Source organism: Asaia sp. Ae19-3, assembly GCF_059801175.1.
Genome location: NZ_JBCHWF010000001.1, coordinates 3,036,496 through 3,053,005, shown reverse-complemented (window position 1 = coordinate 3,053,005; position 16,510 = coordinate 3,036,496). Strand labels below are relative to the sequence as shown.

The following is a 16,510-nucleotide window of genomic DNA, read 5'->3' as shown; positions in this document are numbered from 1 at the left end:
GGCGGTTCATGAGGGCGTGTTAACGCCCTTGTCATGCAACATCGGCAGGTCGTGACCGTTCTGCTCCCAACAGTCTCGTCAGGAGACGAATCAAGGGAGCAAGTCGATGCGTCGCCTCTTTATTGCCGGTACCGCCCTTTTCACTTTCGCTGCGGTTCCGGCCCTTGCCGCATCGCCGCAGCGCATGGCTGACAAGGATTTTGCCCGTCTGTCCAAGGACGGCCAGAAGGCCTTCGCCGATATCGTTCAGGCACAGCAGGCCTTGGGCAACAACCAGAACGGTCAAGCCCAGTCGCTGATCAATGATGCCCAGATCCGACTTACGAAAGCCGCCAAGGACAACCATGCCTTCCTGAAGGCGCAGGACGCCATGCAGCCGGCACCGAGCCATGCCGCCCCCAAACGCGCCGTGATCACCGGCGTGGAGGTCCACTGGCTGCCGATTGGCGGCGAATATGCTGTAACCGAGGCCCTAGCCCCCGAAAAGCAGACGGCGCTGGCCCAGGCCAATACGCATCTGAAGACTGGCGACACGAAACTGGTGAATCAAGATCTGCAGGTTGTGGGCACCGACGTACAGTATGTCGTGGCACTCGCACCGCTTGAAATGGTATCGGGTGACATCAACCGCGCGTCGGTCTTCATGGATGGTGGCGATGCGAAGATGGCCACGGAGGCGCTACAGAACGCCCTCGACAGCGTGCTGTTCGTTTCCGACAGCGTGGTTGTTACTGCCCAGCCAGCGACTGCGCCGGCCCATAAGACTTCGCACAAAAAGTCGTAAAATTTTCAGCTTTCTGAAATTCAACCCTGAGCGGGTCATCACGCTTGCTCAGAAATCAGTCGAAAGCCCTGTGATGCTAATCAAAAGGGGCTGCGTCGCGGAAAAGGCAATAAAGTCTCTACCGGATGCGACCGAACAGTTTTTCGAGTTCGTCACGCCCCAGACGCAGCCAGGTCGGGCGGCCATGCGAGCAGGTGCCCGCGCGGGGTGTCTGCTCCATCTGGCGTAGCAGGGCGGCCATTTCCTCCTGCTGCAGGCGTCTGCCAGCCCGGATACTGCCATGACAGGCCATGCGGGCAATGACAGCGTCAATGCGCCTTTCGAGTGCGGCGCTATCTCCCGGCACAAGATCAGGGTCGGCAGCGAGTTCTTCCGAGAGATCGCGCAGGAGCGCGACGCCATCGCCGCCCTGCAGCAGAATGGGCATGGTGCGTAGCAGCACGCTGCCTCCGCCGAACGACTCGATTTCGAGGCCGAGCGACTCGAGAGCTGTCTTCCACTCCAGCAGACGCCCCGCCTGTCCGGGGGGCAGATCGACCACCTCAGGCAGAAGCAGACGCTGCGCCTTGAGCGTGCCGGAGGCATACTGGGCGAGCAGCTTCTCATGGGTCAGGCGCTCATGGGCCGCATGCTGATCGACAAGTATGAGGTCACCGTCCTGACCGACGGCCAGAATATATGTATCGAAAACCTGTGCCACCGGGGCACCGAGCGGGAAAGCCGCCTGTTGCTGGACATCAGGCTGGATGACAGGCCGGGCCGCTGGCGCAAAGGCTCCAAAGCCTTCGGAGAAACCTGTGACCGCAGTCGGAATCGTCTGCGGGGCAGTTGTTCCGATGCCCGCAAGAGTCGCATGGGAAGAGAGAAAACCGGCGCTTTGGCGCACCGGTTCGGGGGCCGGATACTGGATGTTCTGCCGCGAGGGGGCCGCAAAACGTACACGTACCCCGCCCTCACCCGCACCGTGACCAAGCGCCCGCTGCATGGCGCCTATCATCAGCCCTCTGACATCGGCTTCATCGGCGAAGCGCAGTTCGGTCTTGGCGGGATGGACGTTCACATCCACCCGGTCATGCGGCAGGGTCAGATGCAAGGCTAGAACCGGATGGCGTCCCGGCTCGATGACCGGGCGGTATGCCACACGTATGGCCGTCTTCATCAGGGGGTCAGCGACAGGCCGGTTATTGACGACAAGAAACTGCGCCGCTGCTGTGGCACGCGTAGCAGCGGGTCCGCAGATATAGCCTGTCAGATGCAGGCCATTGCGCTCCTCGTCGAGCGGGATAAGGGAGTCGCTTTCGCCCAGAACGGCCTGAACGCGTTCGAGCTGAGTTTGGGAAGGAAAGTCGAAAACCAGACGCTCATCGAGTGAAAAGCGCATGGCGCAATGCGGCGCCGAAAGCGCCAGACGCCGCATGACCGATTCGGCATGACTGCCCTCGACGCGCGCTGATTTCAGGAATTTGCGCCGCGCGGGCGTGGCAAAGAAAAGATCCTCAACGACCACACGTGTGCCCGGCGCGCCGGGGGCGGGCGCTGGCGGGGTTAGAACCCCACCTTCCAGACGCAGCATCCAGGCTGTGTCGGAATCGTGCTGTCTCGAAATCATGCCAAGCCGTGCGGTCGCCCCGATGGAGGGCAGCGCCTCGCCACGAAAGCCGAGCGTGACGATATGGGTCAGGCTCTCATCGCTCAGCTTGGAGGTGCAATGGCGCTCGACAGCCATGACCAGATCGTCAGGCGACATGCCGCAGCCATTATCGATCACCTCGATACGGTCGCATCCACCATTGATCAGGGAAACCTCGAGCCGGGTCGCTCCGGCATCGAGCGCGTTCTCAGCCAGTTCCTTGAGGGCTGCGGCGGGTCTCTCGACAACCTCGCCAGCAGCGATCAGATCGATGACATGATTGGACAGACGCCGCAGCGTCGGCCGTAATGGAATGCGCTCAGCAGAATTCATGGGTCGGCATCAGAAGACGCCGAGAAATGAGCTCTTCGACTTCTTGGTGGGGGTGGCACCGATTGACGGGCTCTGGCCAAGCGCCGAGGCGCGCTGGATACGGCGGTTTTCAGCCTCGCTATCTACCACACTGCCCGAATTGCCGCCGCGCCAGAACATCAGCTCGTCGGTCAGACCGGCGCCGGCAGCGCCCAGTTCGGCATTGTTCGGCGCTCTGGAGGCCTGCTCGACCTGGCCGACAAGAGCCTGCTGGCCCGCGCTGTTGCTACCCGTGGTCGAGTGCAGAGCAGCATTCGGCGACAGGGTCTCGAGCGCCTGGGTGCGGGGATTTTCATCCGCCGTATGCTCACCCTGTCCCGGCAGGCTCAGCTGCTCCGATGGCGGCATCGAAAGCGGTGCCCGCGTAGTGACCGTATATTCGTCAGGCATCGACCGCTCGAGGCCAAAAGCTCGCGAGACATCGGAACCGGAGCAGGCCGGAAGGAGCGCGGTCAGGCCGAGAACCGGCAGGACGCGGAGGACGGGCGGGAAGGAGAGCTGAGCCATATCGGTCCCAATCCTAATGGAGCGTTTCGGCATCGACAAGAGATCAATGATCACGCGGGGCGGTTGCGGAGCCGGAAGAATGCAACGAATTCTTGCCTGCGTCATTACCTGCCCCGGCATTGCGTCTGTCTGACCAGATCGACTCGATCACCCAGGCGATCACACCGCAGACAATCGCCGAATCAGCCACGTTGAAGACATACCAGCTCCAGCCGAAGGCATGGGCATGAATGAAATCGACCACGGCGCCAAAGCGCATGCGATCGATCACATTACCAACGGCACCCCCCGCGATGGCCGCCGAGGCAATGGCAACCACCATGCGCGAAGTGGTGAGGGTCTGCCAGAGCAGGGCCAGCACGGCCAGAAGAGCCACCGTGCAGAAGATCAATGGCCCATAAGCACCGACCCCGCCCAGCATGCCGAAGGTCACGGCGTGGTTCCACACCATGGTGAAATCCAGCCCCGGCATGATGACCACACTGCCCTTGAGAGGCAGATTGAAGACATCCAGAATCCACCATTTGCTCGCCTGATCGGCGCAGAGCACGATCACGAAAGCGATGATTCCGGCGACCAGGATCGCCGGGCGCCCAAAGGAAAAGGTGAGCTTCGCGCGTGTCACATCGACACCACGTCACTGCATCTCAGGCACAGGCCCGAATGCTCGGCATGGCTGCCGACTTCAGGCAGAACGCGCCAGCAACGCAGGCATTTCGTCCCCTCGGCTTCCGTCACGCTCGGGCCGGGATGCGCCGCAACCACACCCTCGCGCTCGGGGTCAGACCCGTCATCGATATAGAGCGATGGCACATTGGTCAGAAGCTGCACATCGGCCTGTGAGACGATGGCAAGTTCGGCCCAGTCCACATCGCCGAAAGCAACCTGCTCCTGCTCGGTCAGCGGCAGGGTAAGGCGGGCTTCGAGCGACGAGCCGATGGCGCCGCCACGACGGGCGCCTTCCAGTTCGGTCGTGATGACGCGGCGCAGGGCACGGATCTGCGTCCAGCGCTCACCCAGAGCGGAATCGTGCCACATCGGGTCAGGCTCGAGGAAGTTCTGCAGATGTACCGAACTTTCTTCACCGAAACGGGCCGTCCAGGCTTCCTCAGCCGAGAAGACCAGAACCGGTGCCAGCCAGGTGGCGAGCGCACGGTGCAGGATGTCGAGCACAGTGCGGGCCGCACGGCGACGCAGGGACGACGGGGCATCGCAATACAGCGCATCCTTGCGGACGTCGAAATAGAACGCCGACAGATCGGTGGTGCAGAAACCGTGCAGCATCGGATAGACGCCAACCCATTGATGGGTCTGGACAGCCTGTTTCAGCAGCCCGCCAAGATCGGTCAGGCGATGCAGGATATAACGCTCCAGCTCCGGCAGCTGCTCGTAAGGCACGGCCTCTTCAGGCGTGTAGCCGTCGAGCGCGCCCAGCAGCCAGCGCAGCGTATTGCGCAGACGACGATAAAGCTCGCCCTGCTGCTTCAGGATCTCGTTGCCGATACGCAGATCTTCATTGCTGTCGGAATTGACGACCCACAAACGCAGGATATCTGCGCCCAGCTTGTCGGTCACTTCCTTGGGCGCAATGACATTACCCAGCGATTTCGACATCTTGCGGCCCTGCTCGTCGAGCACAAAGCCGTTGGTGACGATGGCCTTCATCGGCGCGACACCACGCGTGCCGACGCTTTCGAGCAGCGAGGACTGGAACCAGCCGCGATGCTGGTCCGACCCTTCGAGATAGAGATCGGCCGGGAAGTTCAGACCATCCTGACCCAGCACGAAGCTATGGGTCGAACCGCTTTCGAACCACACATCGACGATGTCGAAAACCTGCTCGTATTGTGCCGGGTCGCGCCCCTCGCCGAGGAAGACAGCCGGATCGGCGCTGTACCAGATATCGGCGCCATGCTCGGCCATTGCATCGACAACACGCTGCATGACAGCCGGATCGCGCAGCACTTCACCTGTGCCTTTTTCGACAAAGACGGCAATCGGCACGCCCCAGGCGCGCTGACGGCTGATGCACCAGTCGGGACGCTGTTCGATCATGGAGGTTAGGCGGTTGCGTGCGGCTTCGGGCACGAAGGTGACATCGGCCAGGGCATCGAGCGCCTTGCGTCGCAGGGCCTGATCGCCATCCATGCGGATGAACCATTGCGGGGTCGCCCGGAAGATGATCGGCTTACGCGAGCGCCATGAATGCGGATAGGAGTGCACGATGCTCGACCGTGCCACGAGGCCTGCAGCGGCATCGCCATTGGCGGCCCATCGCTGTGCGGCTTCGGTCAGGGCACTGCAGACAGGGTCAGCCGCCTTGAAGACATGGATACCGGCAAAATGCGGCACCCAGGGGGCGTAGGTGCCATCATCCTGCACCAGCTCGGGCACTTCGATGCCGTACTGTCGCGTCAGGAGAAAGTCGTCCTGACCATGCGCCGGCGCCATATGCACAAGGCCCGTACCGGCATCTGTGGTCACGAAATCGCCCGGCAGCATGGGCACGTCGAACTCATAGCCACAGCCACGCAGGGGATGGGCGCAGAGCGTTCCCTCAAGGGCCTCACCCGGCAGGGTGTAGAGAACGTGATGTTCCTGAATGCCTGCCTGCTTGCAGAAATCGGCCAGACGCTCTTCAGCGATCAGGAAGCGCGAACCCGGTGCAACAAGGCTGTTCTCTTCCATCAGATCGGCGCGGATCACGGCATAGGCGATCTCGGGGCCATAGGCGATGGCGCGATTGGCCGGGATGGTCCAGGGCGTGGTCGTCCAGATGACCGCTGAAGCCCCCTGCAATGCCTGACCCGGGGTCGGATCGGCCTCGATCGGGAACGCCACATGGATCGTGGTCGAGGTGATGTCGTGATATTCGATCTCGGCCTCGGCGAGGGCCGTCTTTTCGACCGGGCTCCACATGACGGGGCGCAGGCCGCGATAGAGGCTGCCATTGAGCAGGAACTTGCCGATCTCGCCTACGATGGCTGATTCAGAGCTGAAATCCATAGTGGCATAGCGGTTCTTCCACTCGCCCTGCACACCCAGACGCTTGAATTCCTCGGACTGGATCTCGAGCCAGCGGCGCGCATAGTCGCGACATTCGGCGCGGAACTGCAGGACCGGCACGTCATCCTTGTTCTTGCCCGCCTTGCGGTATTCCTCTTCGACGCGCCATTCGATCGGAAGGCCGTGACAATCCCAGCCCGGTACGTAGCGCACCCGTGCGCCATTCATGCGCTGAGCGCGGTTGACCACGTCCTTGTTGATCTTGTTCAGGGCGTGACCGATGTGGAGATGGCCATTCGCATAAGGCGGGCCATCATGCAGGGTGAAGACGGGCTTTCCCTTGCCTGCCTCGATAATGCTCTGATCGAGCCCCATCGACTCCCAACGCGCCAGAATTTCAGGCTCACGCGTCGGCAGATTGCCACGCATGGGAAAGCTGGTGCGAGGAAGAAAGACCGTGTCGCGATAACGGTCCTGAGGATCGGGGCTTTTTGAATCAGGCATCTTCGATCATTCGACGGAGTCAGGGAACCGCGAGTTATGCGAAGATGCGGGCTTCTGGGTCAAGAGCACAAGACCGGACTGGTGACATCAACACCGTCTCATCAGGCGTGAGACAGCCCGGTTTTGGGGATGCAGGAAGCATTCCATGCGTCAGGCAGGAATTTTCTACACTGAGTGGAATTCTAAACACAGATATGGTAATTTATCCAAAAAAATGGGTTACCACCATGAATTATCGGCTTCTCTCAGTTGTCTTTTTTTCATTACTGAACACTCCCTCAACAGTGCTGGCTGGCGACTTCAATTTTGGAACCGAGATATCGATTGATCGCCTCGACAAGGCTATCTTCGTGCTCAATGCAAAGGCACCAAATCGTGAAAATGCGATGGAGACGATCACACATGCCAGCCGGGATGGTCGCATACTCGTCGAAGAAATTACGCTGACATCAGAAGCGGATAACGCGATCCATGACTTTTCAGTCAATAAGCTCAAACAGCTGCTCTATGATGCTACCAGAGACCGCTATTGCGATGGTGACATGAAGTTTCTGATGGAAGGCAATGTGTCGCTACGGCTCATCTTCTCCCTGCATCAGAAAGAATTCTACCGCGTGCTTCAGACACCCTTCTCCTGCACCATCGTGAACTGATCGCCCGACCCGACACCAGACAGCGGTGTCTGGTGTCGGGTGTCTCTTGTGTCGCCAGCTGTCAGGAGCGTCTGATTTGCGAAGGCGGAAAATGCCCGCCCGTGCAGACGGCCTCAAACGTCGTGTCGATCTGCTCTCCAAGCTGGGTCAGATCCTGTCGAAAGAAATCACGCAGGCGAACAAGCCGAGAGACACTCTTCTCACGACGCGCCTCTTTCTGGGCGATATGCTGTTCCATCGCCTGCATCTGATACATCTGCATCGCGCCAAACATGATAGCCCCCACCGATTTATTAACCTTGAGTAATTTATAACATTACAAAAGTGAAGGCAAACAACAAAACTTCACATTCAAGGCAAGATCATGTCACGCCCTGTCAGGCGGCATCGTCAGATCACGAAGGGTAGCGGGGGGATTGTGGCGCCAATGGGCCAGACGCGTTGCCAGGGAGCCGACATGGACTTCAAGTTTATGGCCGTCAGGATCGAGAAAATAGAGCGAGTCTCCTTCGCTCTTATTCGCTTTCCATATGGTCACCTGCCTTGAAAGGCGCGCAGACAGCACTGTAAAAGCAGCGGCGCTGACGGTGAAGGCAAGATGGGTGTCATCCTGCCGTGGCAGACAGATGCCAGCAGGCGCGCATTCGAGGCATAACCAGAGCGACCCTGCCTCAAGATATGCCCCGCGATTCCAGCGCGCGCTCAAACGGCAGCCGAGCAGATTTTGATAGAAGGCAAGAGCCCGCGGCAGGTCTGTCACGCAAAGCGTGACATGATTGACCCCCTGCAACAGGCAGGGTTCAGACGGCAGAGCCAAGCGCAGCGCGGGCCTGGCTCGCGTCCTCGGCGATCTGGGCCTTCAGGGCATCGAGCCCGTCAAAGCGACGCTCTTCACGCAGCAATCTGTGCAGGCTGACCTCGAGGGTCTGGCCATAGAGATCTTCATTGGTGTCAAACAGATGCGCTTCGAGGCGGCTTTCCTGCCCGTCATTGATGGTCGGACGGCGACCGATATTGGCCACCCCCGGAATCATGCGCCCATCGGGATGGTGGACAGTCACGGCATAGACGCCGCGGGCGGGTTCGATATGACGGCCCAGCGGAATATTGGCGGTAGGAAAGCCCAGCAGACGTCCGCGCTTGTCGCCATGCGTAACGGCACCTGCGATGAACCAGGGACGACCAAGCTCTTCTGCCGCGCGCTCGGGATAGCCTTCCTGGAGCAGACGGCGGATGCGTGAGGAGGAAAATGGCCCGCTGATATCTGTAAGGGGCGGCACAACCGTCAGGCCGATACCAAGCGCCTCGAGCCTGTGTGCCAGAAAATCGATACTGCCGGCCCGTCTGTGCCCAAACGCAAAATCTGGGCCGCACGCCACATGCTGCACGCCAAGCGCACGATGCAGCACCTCTTCGACAAACTGCTCGGGCGAGCGATGACTGAAATCAGCATCGAACGGCAGCTGGAAGATCTGTTTGACGCCCTGCTCATGCAGGAAACGTGCGCGGATAGCGGGAAGCATCAGCCGGATCGGCGGGTCCTGCGGGCGGAAAAACTCGCGAGGATGCGGTTCGAAGGTCACCGCGCCCAGAGGCAGATCGGGACGTGCTGCATGCAGCGACTTCAGAAGATGGACATGCCCAAGATGCACACCATCGAAATTGCCGAGGGCTACGGCGGCGCCGTGCGCCCCTTGCGGGATTGCCGCCCAGTCCTCGTGCAAGGTCATGAGACGGGCAACTCGAATTGCTGGCTGACGCTCTGGAAATCCGCTGCCTGACGCACGCCTTGGTGCGCGACAGTACCGTCTTCCGGCCGGACAAGCTGGCAGGTTCTGAGGCCCGCTTCTGCTGCTGCGTCGAGCTCAGCGCCAATATCGGACAGGAACAGGATTTCGCCCGGCGCCACACCCGCACGCGAAGCGATCTCGCGATAGCTCTCGGCAATTTTCTTGCCGCCAATATCGAGATCGTAGAACGCCTCGAACAGCGACGTCAGATCACCTGCATCGGAATAACCATAAAGCAGGCGCTGCGCACTGGCTGAACCCGAGGAATAGACGGCAAGACGCAACCCTGATTTGTGCCAGGCTTCAAGGGCTGGGGCGACATCGGGATAGAGCTGTGCCCTGAGGGCGCCGGTCTCGAAGCCCGTTTTCCAGGCCAGTCCCTGCAGTGATTTGAGCGGCGCGACCTTTTCGTCACGCACCGTCCAGTCATGCAGCTGGGCAAGCGGATCGCAACCGGGATTGGCCGCGTCGATATCCGCCAGCGCCACCTTGACCAGAGGGTTGTCCGCCTGTTCACGCAGCAGCTCGGGCATCACCTTGTCGGAATAGGGAAAGAGCACATCCTTGACGAAAGAGATCGGCAGGGTCGTTCCTTCGATATCAAGAAGGATCAGGCGAACAGTGCTCATGCGGCAAGATCCGGAATGACGACAGGAAAGCGACGGGCGATTTCGTCGCCCGTATATTCGGCAACCCACCCCGTCGTATCAGTGAATACCCGCAGGGCAACCACATCGGGATTGGTCCCGGCGTCGAACCAGTGAGGCGTCCCTTCAGGAACCGAAATCAGATCACCCTGAACGCAGAGTACCGAATAGACCTTGCCCTCGACATGCAGGATAAAGGCGCCCTGACCATGCACGAAAAAACGCACCTCGTCTTCGCTATGAGTATGCTCAGAGAGGTATTTTTCACGCATGGCGGCGATCTGCGGCGTGTTGCGGTCAAACCGCACCACATCGGCGCTGCCTGCTCCGGTTTCGCCCATCAGCCCATCGAGATAGGGGCGGTATGCCTCCAGAATGACTTCCGGTGCAGCATCCTTGGCGGGTGTTACAGGTGACTGCCAGCGTTCAAAGCGCACATTGAGCGGGCGCAGGGTCTCGGCGATGACCCTTGCGTCCTCTGTGTCGAGAATGAGGTTTTCGGGCGTGTCGTCGCGATAGATCGTCAGTCTGCTCATGATTTCAGCCTTTCGAGTTCGCAGGCCAGGAGAAATTCCAGCCCTTCGAGCCGGGCCAGCGCCATGGCCATGTTCCGGCCCCAGACATAAACACCATGCCCTCTGATCACATAACCCGCGGGCATTTTCCCGAGAGACGGCGCCACGATTGTCGCGAGACGGGCAATATCCTGGTCATTGGCAAAAAGTGGCACGTCGATAGCGGTGTCATGGGTTGATTGCCCCTCGAACACCTTGAGCAATTCATATCCTGCCAAAGTGAGCACGGGCGCCTTTATCGCCATCGACAACACGGTCGCCGCGACCGAATGGCCATGCAGTACAGCACCGATCGTCGGGTCAGATGCGTAAAGCTGCGTATGAAGCAGGGTCTCGGCACTGGCCCTTTGGCCGGAATCGAGCGGGCGACCCTCAGGGTCGATCTCGATGACGTCCTGCTCGGTCAGAAACCCCTTGTGACCGCCCGAGCGCGTGATGGCGATACGGCCATCGTCAAGTCGACGGCTGAGATTGCCAGCCGTGGCTGGCACCCAGCCCCTGTGGTCCATTCTGCGGCCTGCATGCAGCACGTCCTGCACCGCATCCGACCAGAGCCGGTCCGAAAGCTGGGTCATGGAAAGCTCAGTGATTGACGTTGTTCACATTACCGCCCGATACGGGGGGCGTGTATTGCGGCTGCTGAAAATTGCCCTGGGGCGGCGGCGAAATCTGACCATTCGGCTGGTCATGCTTCGGCTCCATGGATTCGTCTTCTGCCATGTTCTTCTTGAAGGATTTGATCCCCTTCGCGAAGTCGCCCATCAGACCGCTGATCTTGCTGCCACCGCCAAAAAGGATGAGTACGACGGCAAGCACTATCAGCCAGTGCAGGGGACTCATGCTACCCATAATCTCTCTCCTCGTACGACGGGACCGAACAGCCGTCTCTTTTTCTCACTCCTCACATGGCGTGATCAGGCGTCTCTTGCAAGCGCGCAATATCGTCGATGTCACGCGGAACGATGAAGCCGTAAGTGGGATAGGCTCTCGAGCCCAGATTTTTGATCGGCGCCCAGTAGACCCGCACCAGAGACCAGTCATTATTGCGCGACACGTCGATGACCGGCACCGACCGGTCGATGCGACCGGGCTCCCAATTGGCATGTTCGACCAGGATCTTGCGCGACGAGACAGTGCTGCGCACAACAGAGACATGGCCAGAAGGCAGCCGCCCTGTCGAACGAAAGACAAGGATCTCGCCCTGCGCCGGGCTCTGTGTGCGTCTGTATTTACCCGAAGCTCCGCGCCACCAGGAAGCCGCAGCGCCATAAAGCGCGACACCTGTCTTGGCGCGCGCATAGGGCGCGCATTGCAACGGGCCATTGAAACTGGCGCGGCTGTATTCCCTGGGCCCGCCACCACAGGCAGCAAGGCTCAGACAGAAACTGAACCCAAGCACCATTCTCTTCATGACGATTTCAGCGCCATGACGCGATCCTCCGCTTCCATCAGATCCAGAGCCAGTGCCCGCTCGGCGACATCACGGCCGAACCCCGCACGGGCAAAAACAGCCAGAGCGCGCTGATGACGCAGGGGCGCCTGTTCGTCGCCCTCTTCTTCATCGCCCCTCCTGAAAGGACCGAGCCGACGCTTGCGGGCGAGAACGAGCGCAGCACCGAGCTCATGCTCGTGCGCGCTGTCGTCGTGCCTGTGCCCGAGAGCCTCTTTCAGCGCGTCGCCCAGAACCTCGGCGCCAATCCCTTTCTGGGTCAGACTCGCAGCCACCGCCCGGCGCGACCGCCCCGAGCGCGTCAGGCTGAGTGAGCGGGATCGGGCAAAGGCAGCGTCGTCGAGAGCACCAAGCCTGCGCATATCGGCCACAATCCCGGCGATAGCCGAGCGGCTTTCTCTGGCCAGCCCTTCGATCTGGTCATTGTCGCAGCCTTGCGTGCCCGCCTTGCGTGCCCATCGCATGACCGCGCGTTCCAGCACCTGAGCCAGCCCCTGCTCGGTCGCAGCAAAACGCGCGAGATGACGCAGGGCCGTCTCGCGCAGGGTTGCCGCTGTCGGCGGAGGAGGCAGATCCGGAATCGCTGACATGGCTACATTGTGCCATAACTTCGTGGCAGCAACATGGTGAAAACCGCGGGAGTTCCCTCATGACCCTTTCATCGCTCGAACGCGCGCTCACGGCCCTGCCCTCGACCTATCCGGGCCCAGGCGGCGCGGCGGCGGTCATCAGGAACGGAGAGGTCATCGGTCGCCATAGCTGGGGCTTCGCCAACGCCGAAACCCGCCTGCCCTTCACACCGAAGACCCTGTTTCGCCTGTGCTCGATCACAAAGCAGTTCACCTGCGCGCTACTCGACGAATTTGCCGACAAGACCCCGTTCGATGCGGCCATCGCCAGCTATCTGCCGAAGCTGGAAGAGGCGCCCCCTGGCATCATGGATCTGGCGCATAACCAGTCAGGACTGCGTGATTACTGGGCGGTCGCCATGTTGCATGGCGCCCCGACGGAATCGGCTTTTGGCGCCACAGAGGCCCATCGCGTGATCTCCGGCACACGCAGTCTGCATTTTCGTCCCGGCACCGCCTATTCCTACGTCAACCAGAATTTCTTCCTGATTTCGGAAGCACTCGAGGCGCTTTCGGGACGCAGCTTTGCTGAACTGCTCAGAACACAGCTGTTCGAACGCCATGGCATGAGCACAGCGTTTCTTGCTGCGGATACACAGGCCATGCCGGACGGCACGCAGGGGTATGAGGGAAGTGAAACGACGGGCTATCGGGCTGCAGTCAATCACATCTTCTGGACTGGCGATGCAGGGCTTGGTGCCAGCCTTGATGACATGATCGCCTGGGAACTGGCGATCGATGCGCAGAGAAACGACCCGCAGGGATTTTACAATCGCCTCTCCGCCCCGGTGAGCTTCCGTGACGGCACCCCTGCCCGCTATGGTCACGGCCTGCAGCGCGGCACGCTGTTCGGGCGCGCCATGACCGGCCATGGGGGCGCCTTGCGCGGCTGGCGCAGCCACAGACTGCATCTGGCAGAAGAGCGACTATCGGTGGTCGTTCTGTTCAATCACATGTCGGAGGCCCATTCAGCAGCGGCCTCCCTCGCCGCCGCCGCACTCGACATTCCGCCGATGACACAGGAGGAAACTGCAGGAAATCGAGCCATACTGGGCTCCTATCTCGACAGAGAGACCGGGCTGTCAGCGTCGATCACACCGAGCGCATCCGGCAAGAAGCTGTCCCTGCGCTATGCCTACCCGCCGGAGACACTTGAGTTCTGGACGCAGAATGGGGCCGGGCGCGACGCAACACGGCTGAGCCTCTCCGATGAGGGGCTGAGGATGGCGCGCCCTCAGGAAAACCGGGACGTCGCGCTGGTCTGTCTCGACGAGCGCATAAGGCATGACGGTCTGGCCGGTCGTTATCACTGCGCTGAACTTGACAGCGTCCTCACACTGGAAGGAGCGGAGGGCGCTGTTTACGGTGGATTTTCAGGAATGCTCGGCCTGGGACGAATGGAACGTCTTCAGCCCGTGGGCAGCGATGTCTGGCTCATCCCCTGCCTCAGGGCGCTAGACCACTCACCGCCAGGCTATTGGACGCTCGCTTTTCAGCGCGATGAAACCGGAAAAATGACGGGTGTCCGGGTCGGATGCTGGCTGGCACGCGATCTCTTTTATCGGCGCTGCCAAGACTGAATTTGACGGATAGGGGGCAATACCCCCATCATGGGAATGCAGCAGCCTGTGCCCTGCCCTGAATTTTCAGGCGCGGGGCTCTTGCCGTTGCTTTTTCCCATCCATTTCAACCGGGCTCTCTCATCGCCATGATTTCCGCTCTGATGCCAACATTCAAACGAGTCGACCTTGCTTTCGAGCATGGTCAGGGCGCTTGCTTGTACACGGCTGACGGGCGACGATTCCTAGATTTCGGGGCGGGCATTGCCGTCTCGTCGCTCGGTCACGGCCATGAAGGCCTCGTCAAGGCAATTGCCGAGCAGGCTGGCCGGGTTATGCATGTTTCCAACCTGTATCGCATCCCGCAGGCAGAGAAGCTGGCAGACCGGCTGGTCGCGCATTCCTTCGCTGACAGCGTGTTCTTCTGCAATTCCGGCGCAGAAGCGAATGAAGGCATGGTCAAGATGATCCGCAAGACCCAATCGGGTCGCGGTCATCCCGAGCGCACGCGCATCATCTGCTGCACGGGCGCCTTTCACGGTCGTACGCTTGCCATGATCGCCGCCACCGGCAACCCGGCCTATCTCGAGGGTTTCGGCGCGCCGGTCGAAGGTTTCGATCATGTGCCCTTCAACAACATGAACGCGCTGCGCGCTGCCATCACGCCGGAGACGGCGGGCATCATGCTTGAACCGATCCAGGGTGAAACCGGAATCAAGCAGGCCGATCCGCAGTTCATGACCGGGCTGCGTCAGGTCTGCGACGAGTTCGGGCTTATTCTGGCGCTTGATGAAGTGCAGACGGGCATGGGCCGTACGGGCAAGCTCTTCGCCCATGAATGGTACGGCATCACCCCTGACGTGATCTCAGTGGCCAAGGGTATTGCAGGCGGCTTCCCCATGGGCGCCATCCTCGCCAATGAGGAAGTCGCTGCCTCTATGGGAGCCGGGTCGCACGGTACGACTTTCGGGGGCAATCCGCTCGCCTGCGCCGCAGGAAATGCCGTGCTCGACGTCATTCTTGCCGATGGCTTTCTGCCGCAGGTCGAACGCACCGGCGCGGTTCTGGGCGAGACGCTCGACGCTCTCGTGCGCAAGCATCCGACGGTCTTCGAACTCGCCCGCGGTCGTGGTCTGATGTGGGGGCTGAAATGCCGTCTGCCGGTCGCGCAGGTTCAGGCCCAGGTCATGGCTGAAGGTCTTCTGACCGTCACGGCTGGCGAAAACGTGCTGCGTCTTCTGCCTCCGTTGATCGTCACCCCGGAAGAGTGCCGCGAAGCCTGCGAGATTCTCTCGCGCGCCGCTCAGGCGCTGGAAGCCGCAGAGCAGCAGAAAAACAAGACAGAAAGCCAGACGGAGCGCCACGCATGACCATCCAGACACGCTCCCCCTCTGCCGCAGAAATTCGGCACTTCCTCGATCTGCGTGATCTGGATGCCGCGACATTGCGCGACATCATCGATGTCGGTCGCTCGGTCAAGGCAATGCAGGATGCGCGACGCGTGCCGATGCATCCCGCCCATCCCCTGGCCGGTCGTACGCTTGGCCTGATGCTCTCCAAACCCTCGACGCGAACACGCCTCTCATTCGAGGTGGGTATGCGCCAGCTGGGTGGGGACGTATCGGTGCTTTCACCGACAGATATGCAGATCGGTCGTGGCGAGAGCCTGGCCGACACGGCGCGTGTTCTGTCGCGCTTCCTCGATGTGCTGGTCGTGCGTACCGGCGAGACCGACATGCTGAGCGAGCTGGTGCGCTGGAGCAGCATCCCTGTGGTCAACGGGCTGACACCCGATTCCCACCCTGTCCAGATCCTCGCCGATATCATGACCTATGAAGAGCATCGCGGCCCTGTCGCGGGCTCGCACTGGGCCTGGGTCGGCGACGGCAACAACGTTGCCGCCTCCCTGATCGAGGGCGCGGTACGCTTCGGGTTCTCGCTCACGCTCGCGACGCCTGAGACAATGAAACCGCGACAGGAGGTTCTTGACTGGGCGCAGGCCGAGGGCGGCAGGATCCGCCTCGTTCACGACCCTGTCGAGGCCGTGCAAGATGCGGACTGCATCGTGACGGATACCTGGACCAGCATGTCGGACGAGGAATCGACTGTCAGGCTCAGCACATTGCGCCCCTTCCAGGTAAATACGGCTCTCATGCAGAAAGCCGCCCCCAAGGCCCTGTTCATGCACTGCCTGCCCGCCCATATCGGTGAGGAAGTGACCGAAGAGGTGTTTGAAAGCGCCGCCTCGGTTGTGTTCGACGAAGCGGAGAACCGCCTGCACGCCCAGAAAGGTCTTCTGCTCTGGGTTCTGGGCGGTGAAAACTGGTGCTCTTTCGGCAAGCCCGGCTGAGCACAGCTGCCCTTCGGCGCATTACTGACCCTGGAAAGCATCAGACTAGACACC

18 protein-coding genes are annotated in these 16,510 nt (G+C 60.8%); 5 read left to right on the top strand and 13 right to left on the bottom strand.

What is annotated here, in order from left to right; genetic code table 11:
- The first annotated feature begins 106 nt into the window (after positions 1-106).
- Complete coding sequence (locus AAID99_RS13490; RefSeq protein WP_498494123.1) at positions 107-784, top strand: YfdX family protein; 678 nt, start codon at positions 107-109, stop codon at positions 782-784.
- Positions 785-902: 118 nt separating this feature from the next.
- Here AAID99_RS13490 and mutL read toward each other — a convergent pair whose 3' ends face one another.
- From mutL to ileS, 4 genes are read right to left on the bottom strand one after another with little or no spacing between them, the layout of a single operon-like run.
- On the bottom strand, positions 903-2,747 hold the full coding sequence (gene mutL, locus AAID99_RS13485; protein WP_498494122.1) for a DNA mismatch repair endonuclease MutL: 1,845 nt from the start codon (positions 2,745-2,747) through the stop codon (positions 903-905).
- Positions 2,748-2,756: 9 nt separating this feature from the next.
- Positions 2,757-3,293 (bottom strand): DUF3035 domain-containing protein, encoded by a 537-nt coding sequence (locus AAID99_RS13480; protein WP_498494121.1) that lies wholly within the window; start codon positions 3,291-3,293, stop codon positions 2,757-2,759.
- Between the two features lie 43 nt (positions 3,294-3,336).
- A complete protein-coding gene (lspA, locus tag AAID99_RS13475) occupies positions 3,337-3,918 on the bottom strand; it encodes a signal peptidase II (RefSeq protein ID WP_498494120.1) in 582 nt (193 codons plus the stop codon).
- Entirely contained in the window at positions 3,915-6,803 is a 2,889-nt protein-coding gene (ileS, locus tag AAID99_RS13470) for an isoleucine--tRNA ligase (RefSeq protein WP_498494119.1), read from the bottom strand. The genes lspA and ileS overlap by 4 nt, the downstream gene beginning before the upstream one ends.
- A gap of 227 nt (positions 6,804-7,030) precedes the next feature.
- Here ileS and AAID99_RS13465 point away from each other — a divergent pair, with 227 nt between their 5' ends.
- Positions 7,031-7,456, top strand: coding sequence for a hypothetical protein (locus AAID99_RS13465; protein ID WP_498494118.1), 426 nt, complete (start codon positions 7,031-7,033; stop codon positions 7,454-7,456).
- A gap of 61 nt (positions 7,457-7,517) precedes the next feature.
- Here AAID99_RS13465 and AAID99_RS13460 read toward each other — a convergent pair whose 3' ends face one another.
- The 9 genes from AAID99_RS13460 to AAID99_RS13420 form a co-directional block, all read right to left on the bottom strand.
- Positions 7,518-7,730: a hypothetical protein gene (locus tag AAID99_RS13460; protein ID WP_267310329.1), complete on the bottom strand. Its 213-nt coding sequence runs from the start codon at positions 7,728-7,730 to the stop codon at positions 7,518-7,520.
- A gap of 93 nt (positions 7,731-7,823) precedes the next feature.
- Positions 7,824-8,249, bottom strand: coding sequence for a VOC family protein (locus tag AAID99_RS13455; protein WP_188426832.1), 426 nt, complete (start codon positions 8,247-8,249; stop codon positions 7,824-7,826).
- Between the two features lie 7 nt (positions 8,250-8,256).
- Positions 8,257-9,186 (bottom strand): bifunctional riboflavin kinase/FAD synthetase, encoded by a 930-nt coding sequence (locus tag AAID99_RS13450; RefSeq protein WP_498494117.1) that lies wholly within the window; start codon positions 9,184-9,186, stop codon positions 8,257-8,259.
- Positions 9,183-9,875: an acireductone synthase gene (gene mtnC, locus AAID99_RS13445; RefSeq protein ID WP_188426690.1), complete on the bottom strand. Its 693-nt coding sequence runs from the start codon at positions 9,873-9,875 to the stop codon at positions 9,183-9,185. The genes AAID99_RS13450 and mtnC overlap by 4 nt, the downstream gene beginning before the upstream one ends.
- Positions 9,872-10,429: a 1,2-dihydroxy-3-keto-5-methylthiopentene dioxygenase gene (locus tag AAID99_RS13440; RefSeq protein WP_188426689.1), complete on the bottom strand. Its 558-nt coding sequence runs from the start codon at positions 10,427-10,429 to the stop codon at positions 9,872-9,874. Before AAID99_RS13440 ends, mtnC begins: the two co-directional genes overlap by 4 nt.
- The gene (locus AAID99_RS13435) at positions 10,426-11,043 is read right to left on the bottom strand and encodes a methylthioribulose 1-phosphate dehydratase (protein ID WP_188426688.1); all 618 of its coding nucleotides are present in this window, start codon (positions 11,041-11,043) and stop codon (positions 10,426-10,428) included. The genes AAID99_RS13440 and AAID99_RS13435 overlap by 4 nt, the downstream gene beginning before the upstream one ends.
- Positions 11,044-11,050: 7 nt before the next feature.
- Positions 11,051-11,317: a twin-arginine translocase TatA/TatE family subunit gene (locus tag AAID99_RS13430; RefSeq protein ID WP_188426687.1), complete on the bottom strand. Its 267-nt coding sequence runs from the start codon at positions 11,315-11,317 to the stop codon at positions 11,051-11,053.
- A gap of 52 nt (positions 11,318-11,369) precedes the next feature.
- Positions 11,370-11,879, bottom strand: coding sequence for a CHAP domain-containing protein (locus AAID99_RS13425; protein ID WP_188426686.1), 510 nt, complete (start codon positions 11,877-11,879; stop codon positions 11,370-11,372).
- Positions 11,876-12,508: a regulatory protein RecX gene (locus AAID99_RS13420; RefSeq protein ID WP_188426685.1), complete on the bottom strand. Its 633-nt coding sequence runs from the start codon at positions 12,506-12,508 to the stop codon at positions 11,876-11,878. The genes AAID99_RS13425 and AAID99_RS13420 overlap by 4 nt, the downstream gene beginning before the upstream one ends.
- Positions 12,509-12,567: 59 nt before the next feature.
- Between AAID99_RS13420 and AAID99_RS13415 the strand changes: the two genes are divergently transcribed.
- The 3 genes from AAID99_RS13415 to argF all read left to right on the top strand — a co-directional run bounded on the left by AAID99_RS13415 (position 12,568) and on the right by argF (position 16,456).
- Positions 12,568-14,127 (top strand): D-aminopeptidase, encoded by a 1,560-nt coding sequence (locus AAID99_RS13415; RefSeq protein ID WP_188426684.1) that lies wholly within the window; start codon positions 12,568-12,570, stop codon positions 14,125-14,127.
- Between the two features lie 128 nt (positions 14,128-14,255).
- Positions 14,256-15,476, top strand: coding sequence for an aspartate aminotransferase family protein (locus AAID99_RS13410; protein WP_498494116.1), 1,221 nt, complete (start codon positions 14,256-14,258; stop codon positions 15,474-15,476).
- On the top strand, positions 15,473-16,456 hold the full coding sequence (gene argF / locus AAID99_RS13405) for an ornithine carbamoyltransferase (RefSeq protein ID WP_188426682.1): 984 nt from the start codon (positions 15,473-15,475) through the stop codon (positions 16,454-16,456). Before AAID99_RS13410 ends, argF begins: the two co-directional genes overlap by 4 nt.
- The last annotated feature ends 54 nt before the right edge of the window (positions 16,457-16,510 follow it).

What these genes read in the sequence shown, in the direction of transcription:
- AAID99_RS13490 (WP_498494123.1), top strand. Translation starts at nt 107, where the DNA reads ATGCGTCGCCTCTTTATTGCCGGTACCGCCCTTTTCACTTTCGCTGCG.
- mutL (WP_498494122.1), bottom strand. Translation starts at nt 2,747, where the DNA reads ATGAATTCTGCTGAGCGCATTCCATTACGGCCGACGCTGCGGCGTCTG.
- AAID99_RS13480 (WP_498494121.1), bottom strand. Translation starts at nt 3,293, where the DNA reads ATGGCTCAGCTCTCCTTCCCGCCCGTCCTCCGCGTCCTGCCGGTTCTC.
- ileS (WP_498494119.1), bottom strand. Translation starts at nt 6,803, where the DNA reads ATGCCTGATTCAAAAAGCCCCGATCCTCAGGACCGTTATCGCGACACG.
- AAID99_RS13465 (WP_498494118.1), top strand. Translation starts at nt 7,031, where the DNA reads ATGAATTATCGGCTTCTCTCAGTTGTCTTTTTTTCATTACTGAACACT.
- AAID99_RS13460 (WP_267310329.1), bottom strand. Translation starts at nt 7,730, where the DNA reads ATGTTTGGCGCGATGCAGATGTATCAGATGCAGGCGATGGAACAGCAT.
- AAID99_RS13450 (WP_498494117.1), bottom strand. Translation starts at nt 9,186, where the DNA reads ATGACCTTGCACGAGGACTGGGCGGCAATCCCGCAAGGGGCGCACGGC.
- mtnC (WP_188426690.1), bottom strand. Translation starts at nt 9,875, where the DNA reads ATGAGCACTGTTCGCCTGATCCTTCTTGATATCGAAGGAACGACCCTG.
- AAID99_RS13440 (WP_188426689.1), bottom strand. Translation starts at nt 10,429, where the DNA reads ATGAGCAGACTGACGATCTATCGCGACGACACGCCCGAAAACCTCATT.
- AAID99_RS13435 (WP_188426688.1), bottom strand. Translation starts at nt 11,043, where the DNA reads ATGACCCAGCTTTCGGACCGGCTCTGGTCGGATGCGGTGCAGGACGTG.
- AAID99_RS13430 (WP_188426687.1), bottom strand. Translation starts at nt 11,317, where the DNA reads ATGGGTAGCATGAGTCCCCTGCACTGGCTGATAGTGCTTGCCGTCGTA.
- AAID99_RS13425 (WP_188426686.1), bottom strand. Translation starts at nt 11,879, where the DNA reads ATGAAGAGAATGGTGCTTGGGTTCAGTTTCTGTCTGAGCCTTGCTGCC.
- AAID99_RS13420 (WP_188426685.1), bottom strand. Translation starts at nt 12,508, where the DNA reads ATGTCAGCGATTCCGGATCTGCCTCCTCCGCCGACAGCGGCAACCCTG.
- AAID99_RS13415 (WP_188426684.1), top strand. Translation starts at nt 12,568, where the DNA reads ATGACCCTTTCATCGCTCGAACGCGCGCTCACGGCCCTGCCCTCGACC.
- AAID99_RS13410 (WP_498494116.1), top strand. Translation starts at nt 14,256, where the DNA reads ATGATTTCCGCTCTGATGCCAACATTCAAACGAGTCGACCTTGCTTTC.
- argF (WP_188426682.1), top strand. Translation starts at nt 15,473, where the DNA reads ATGACCATCCAGACACGCTCCCCCTCTGCCGCAGAAATTCGGCACTTC.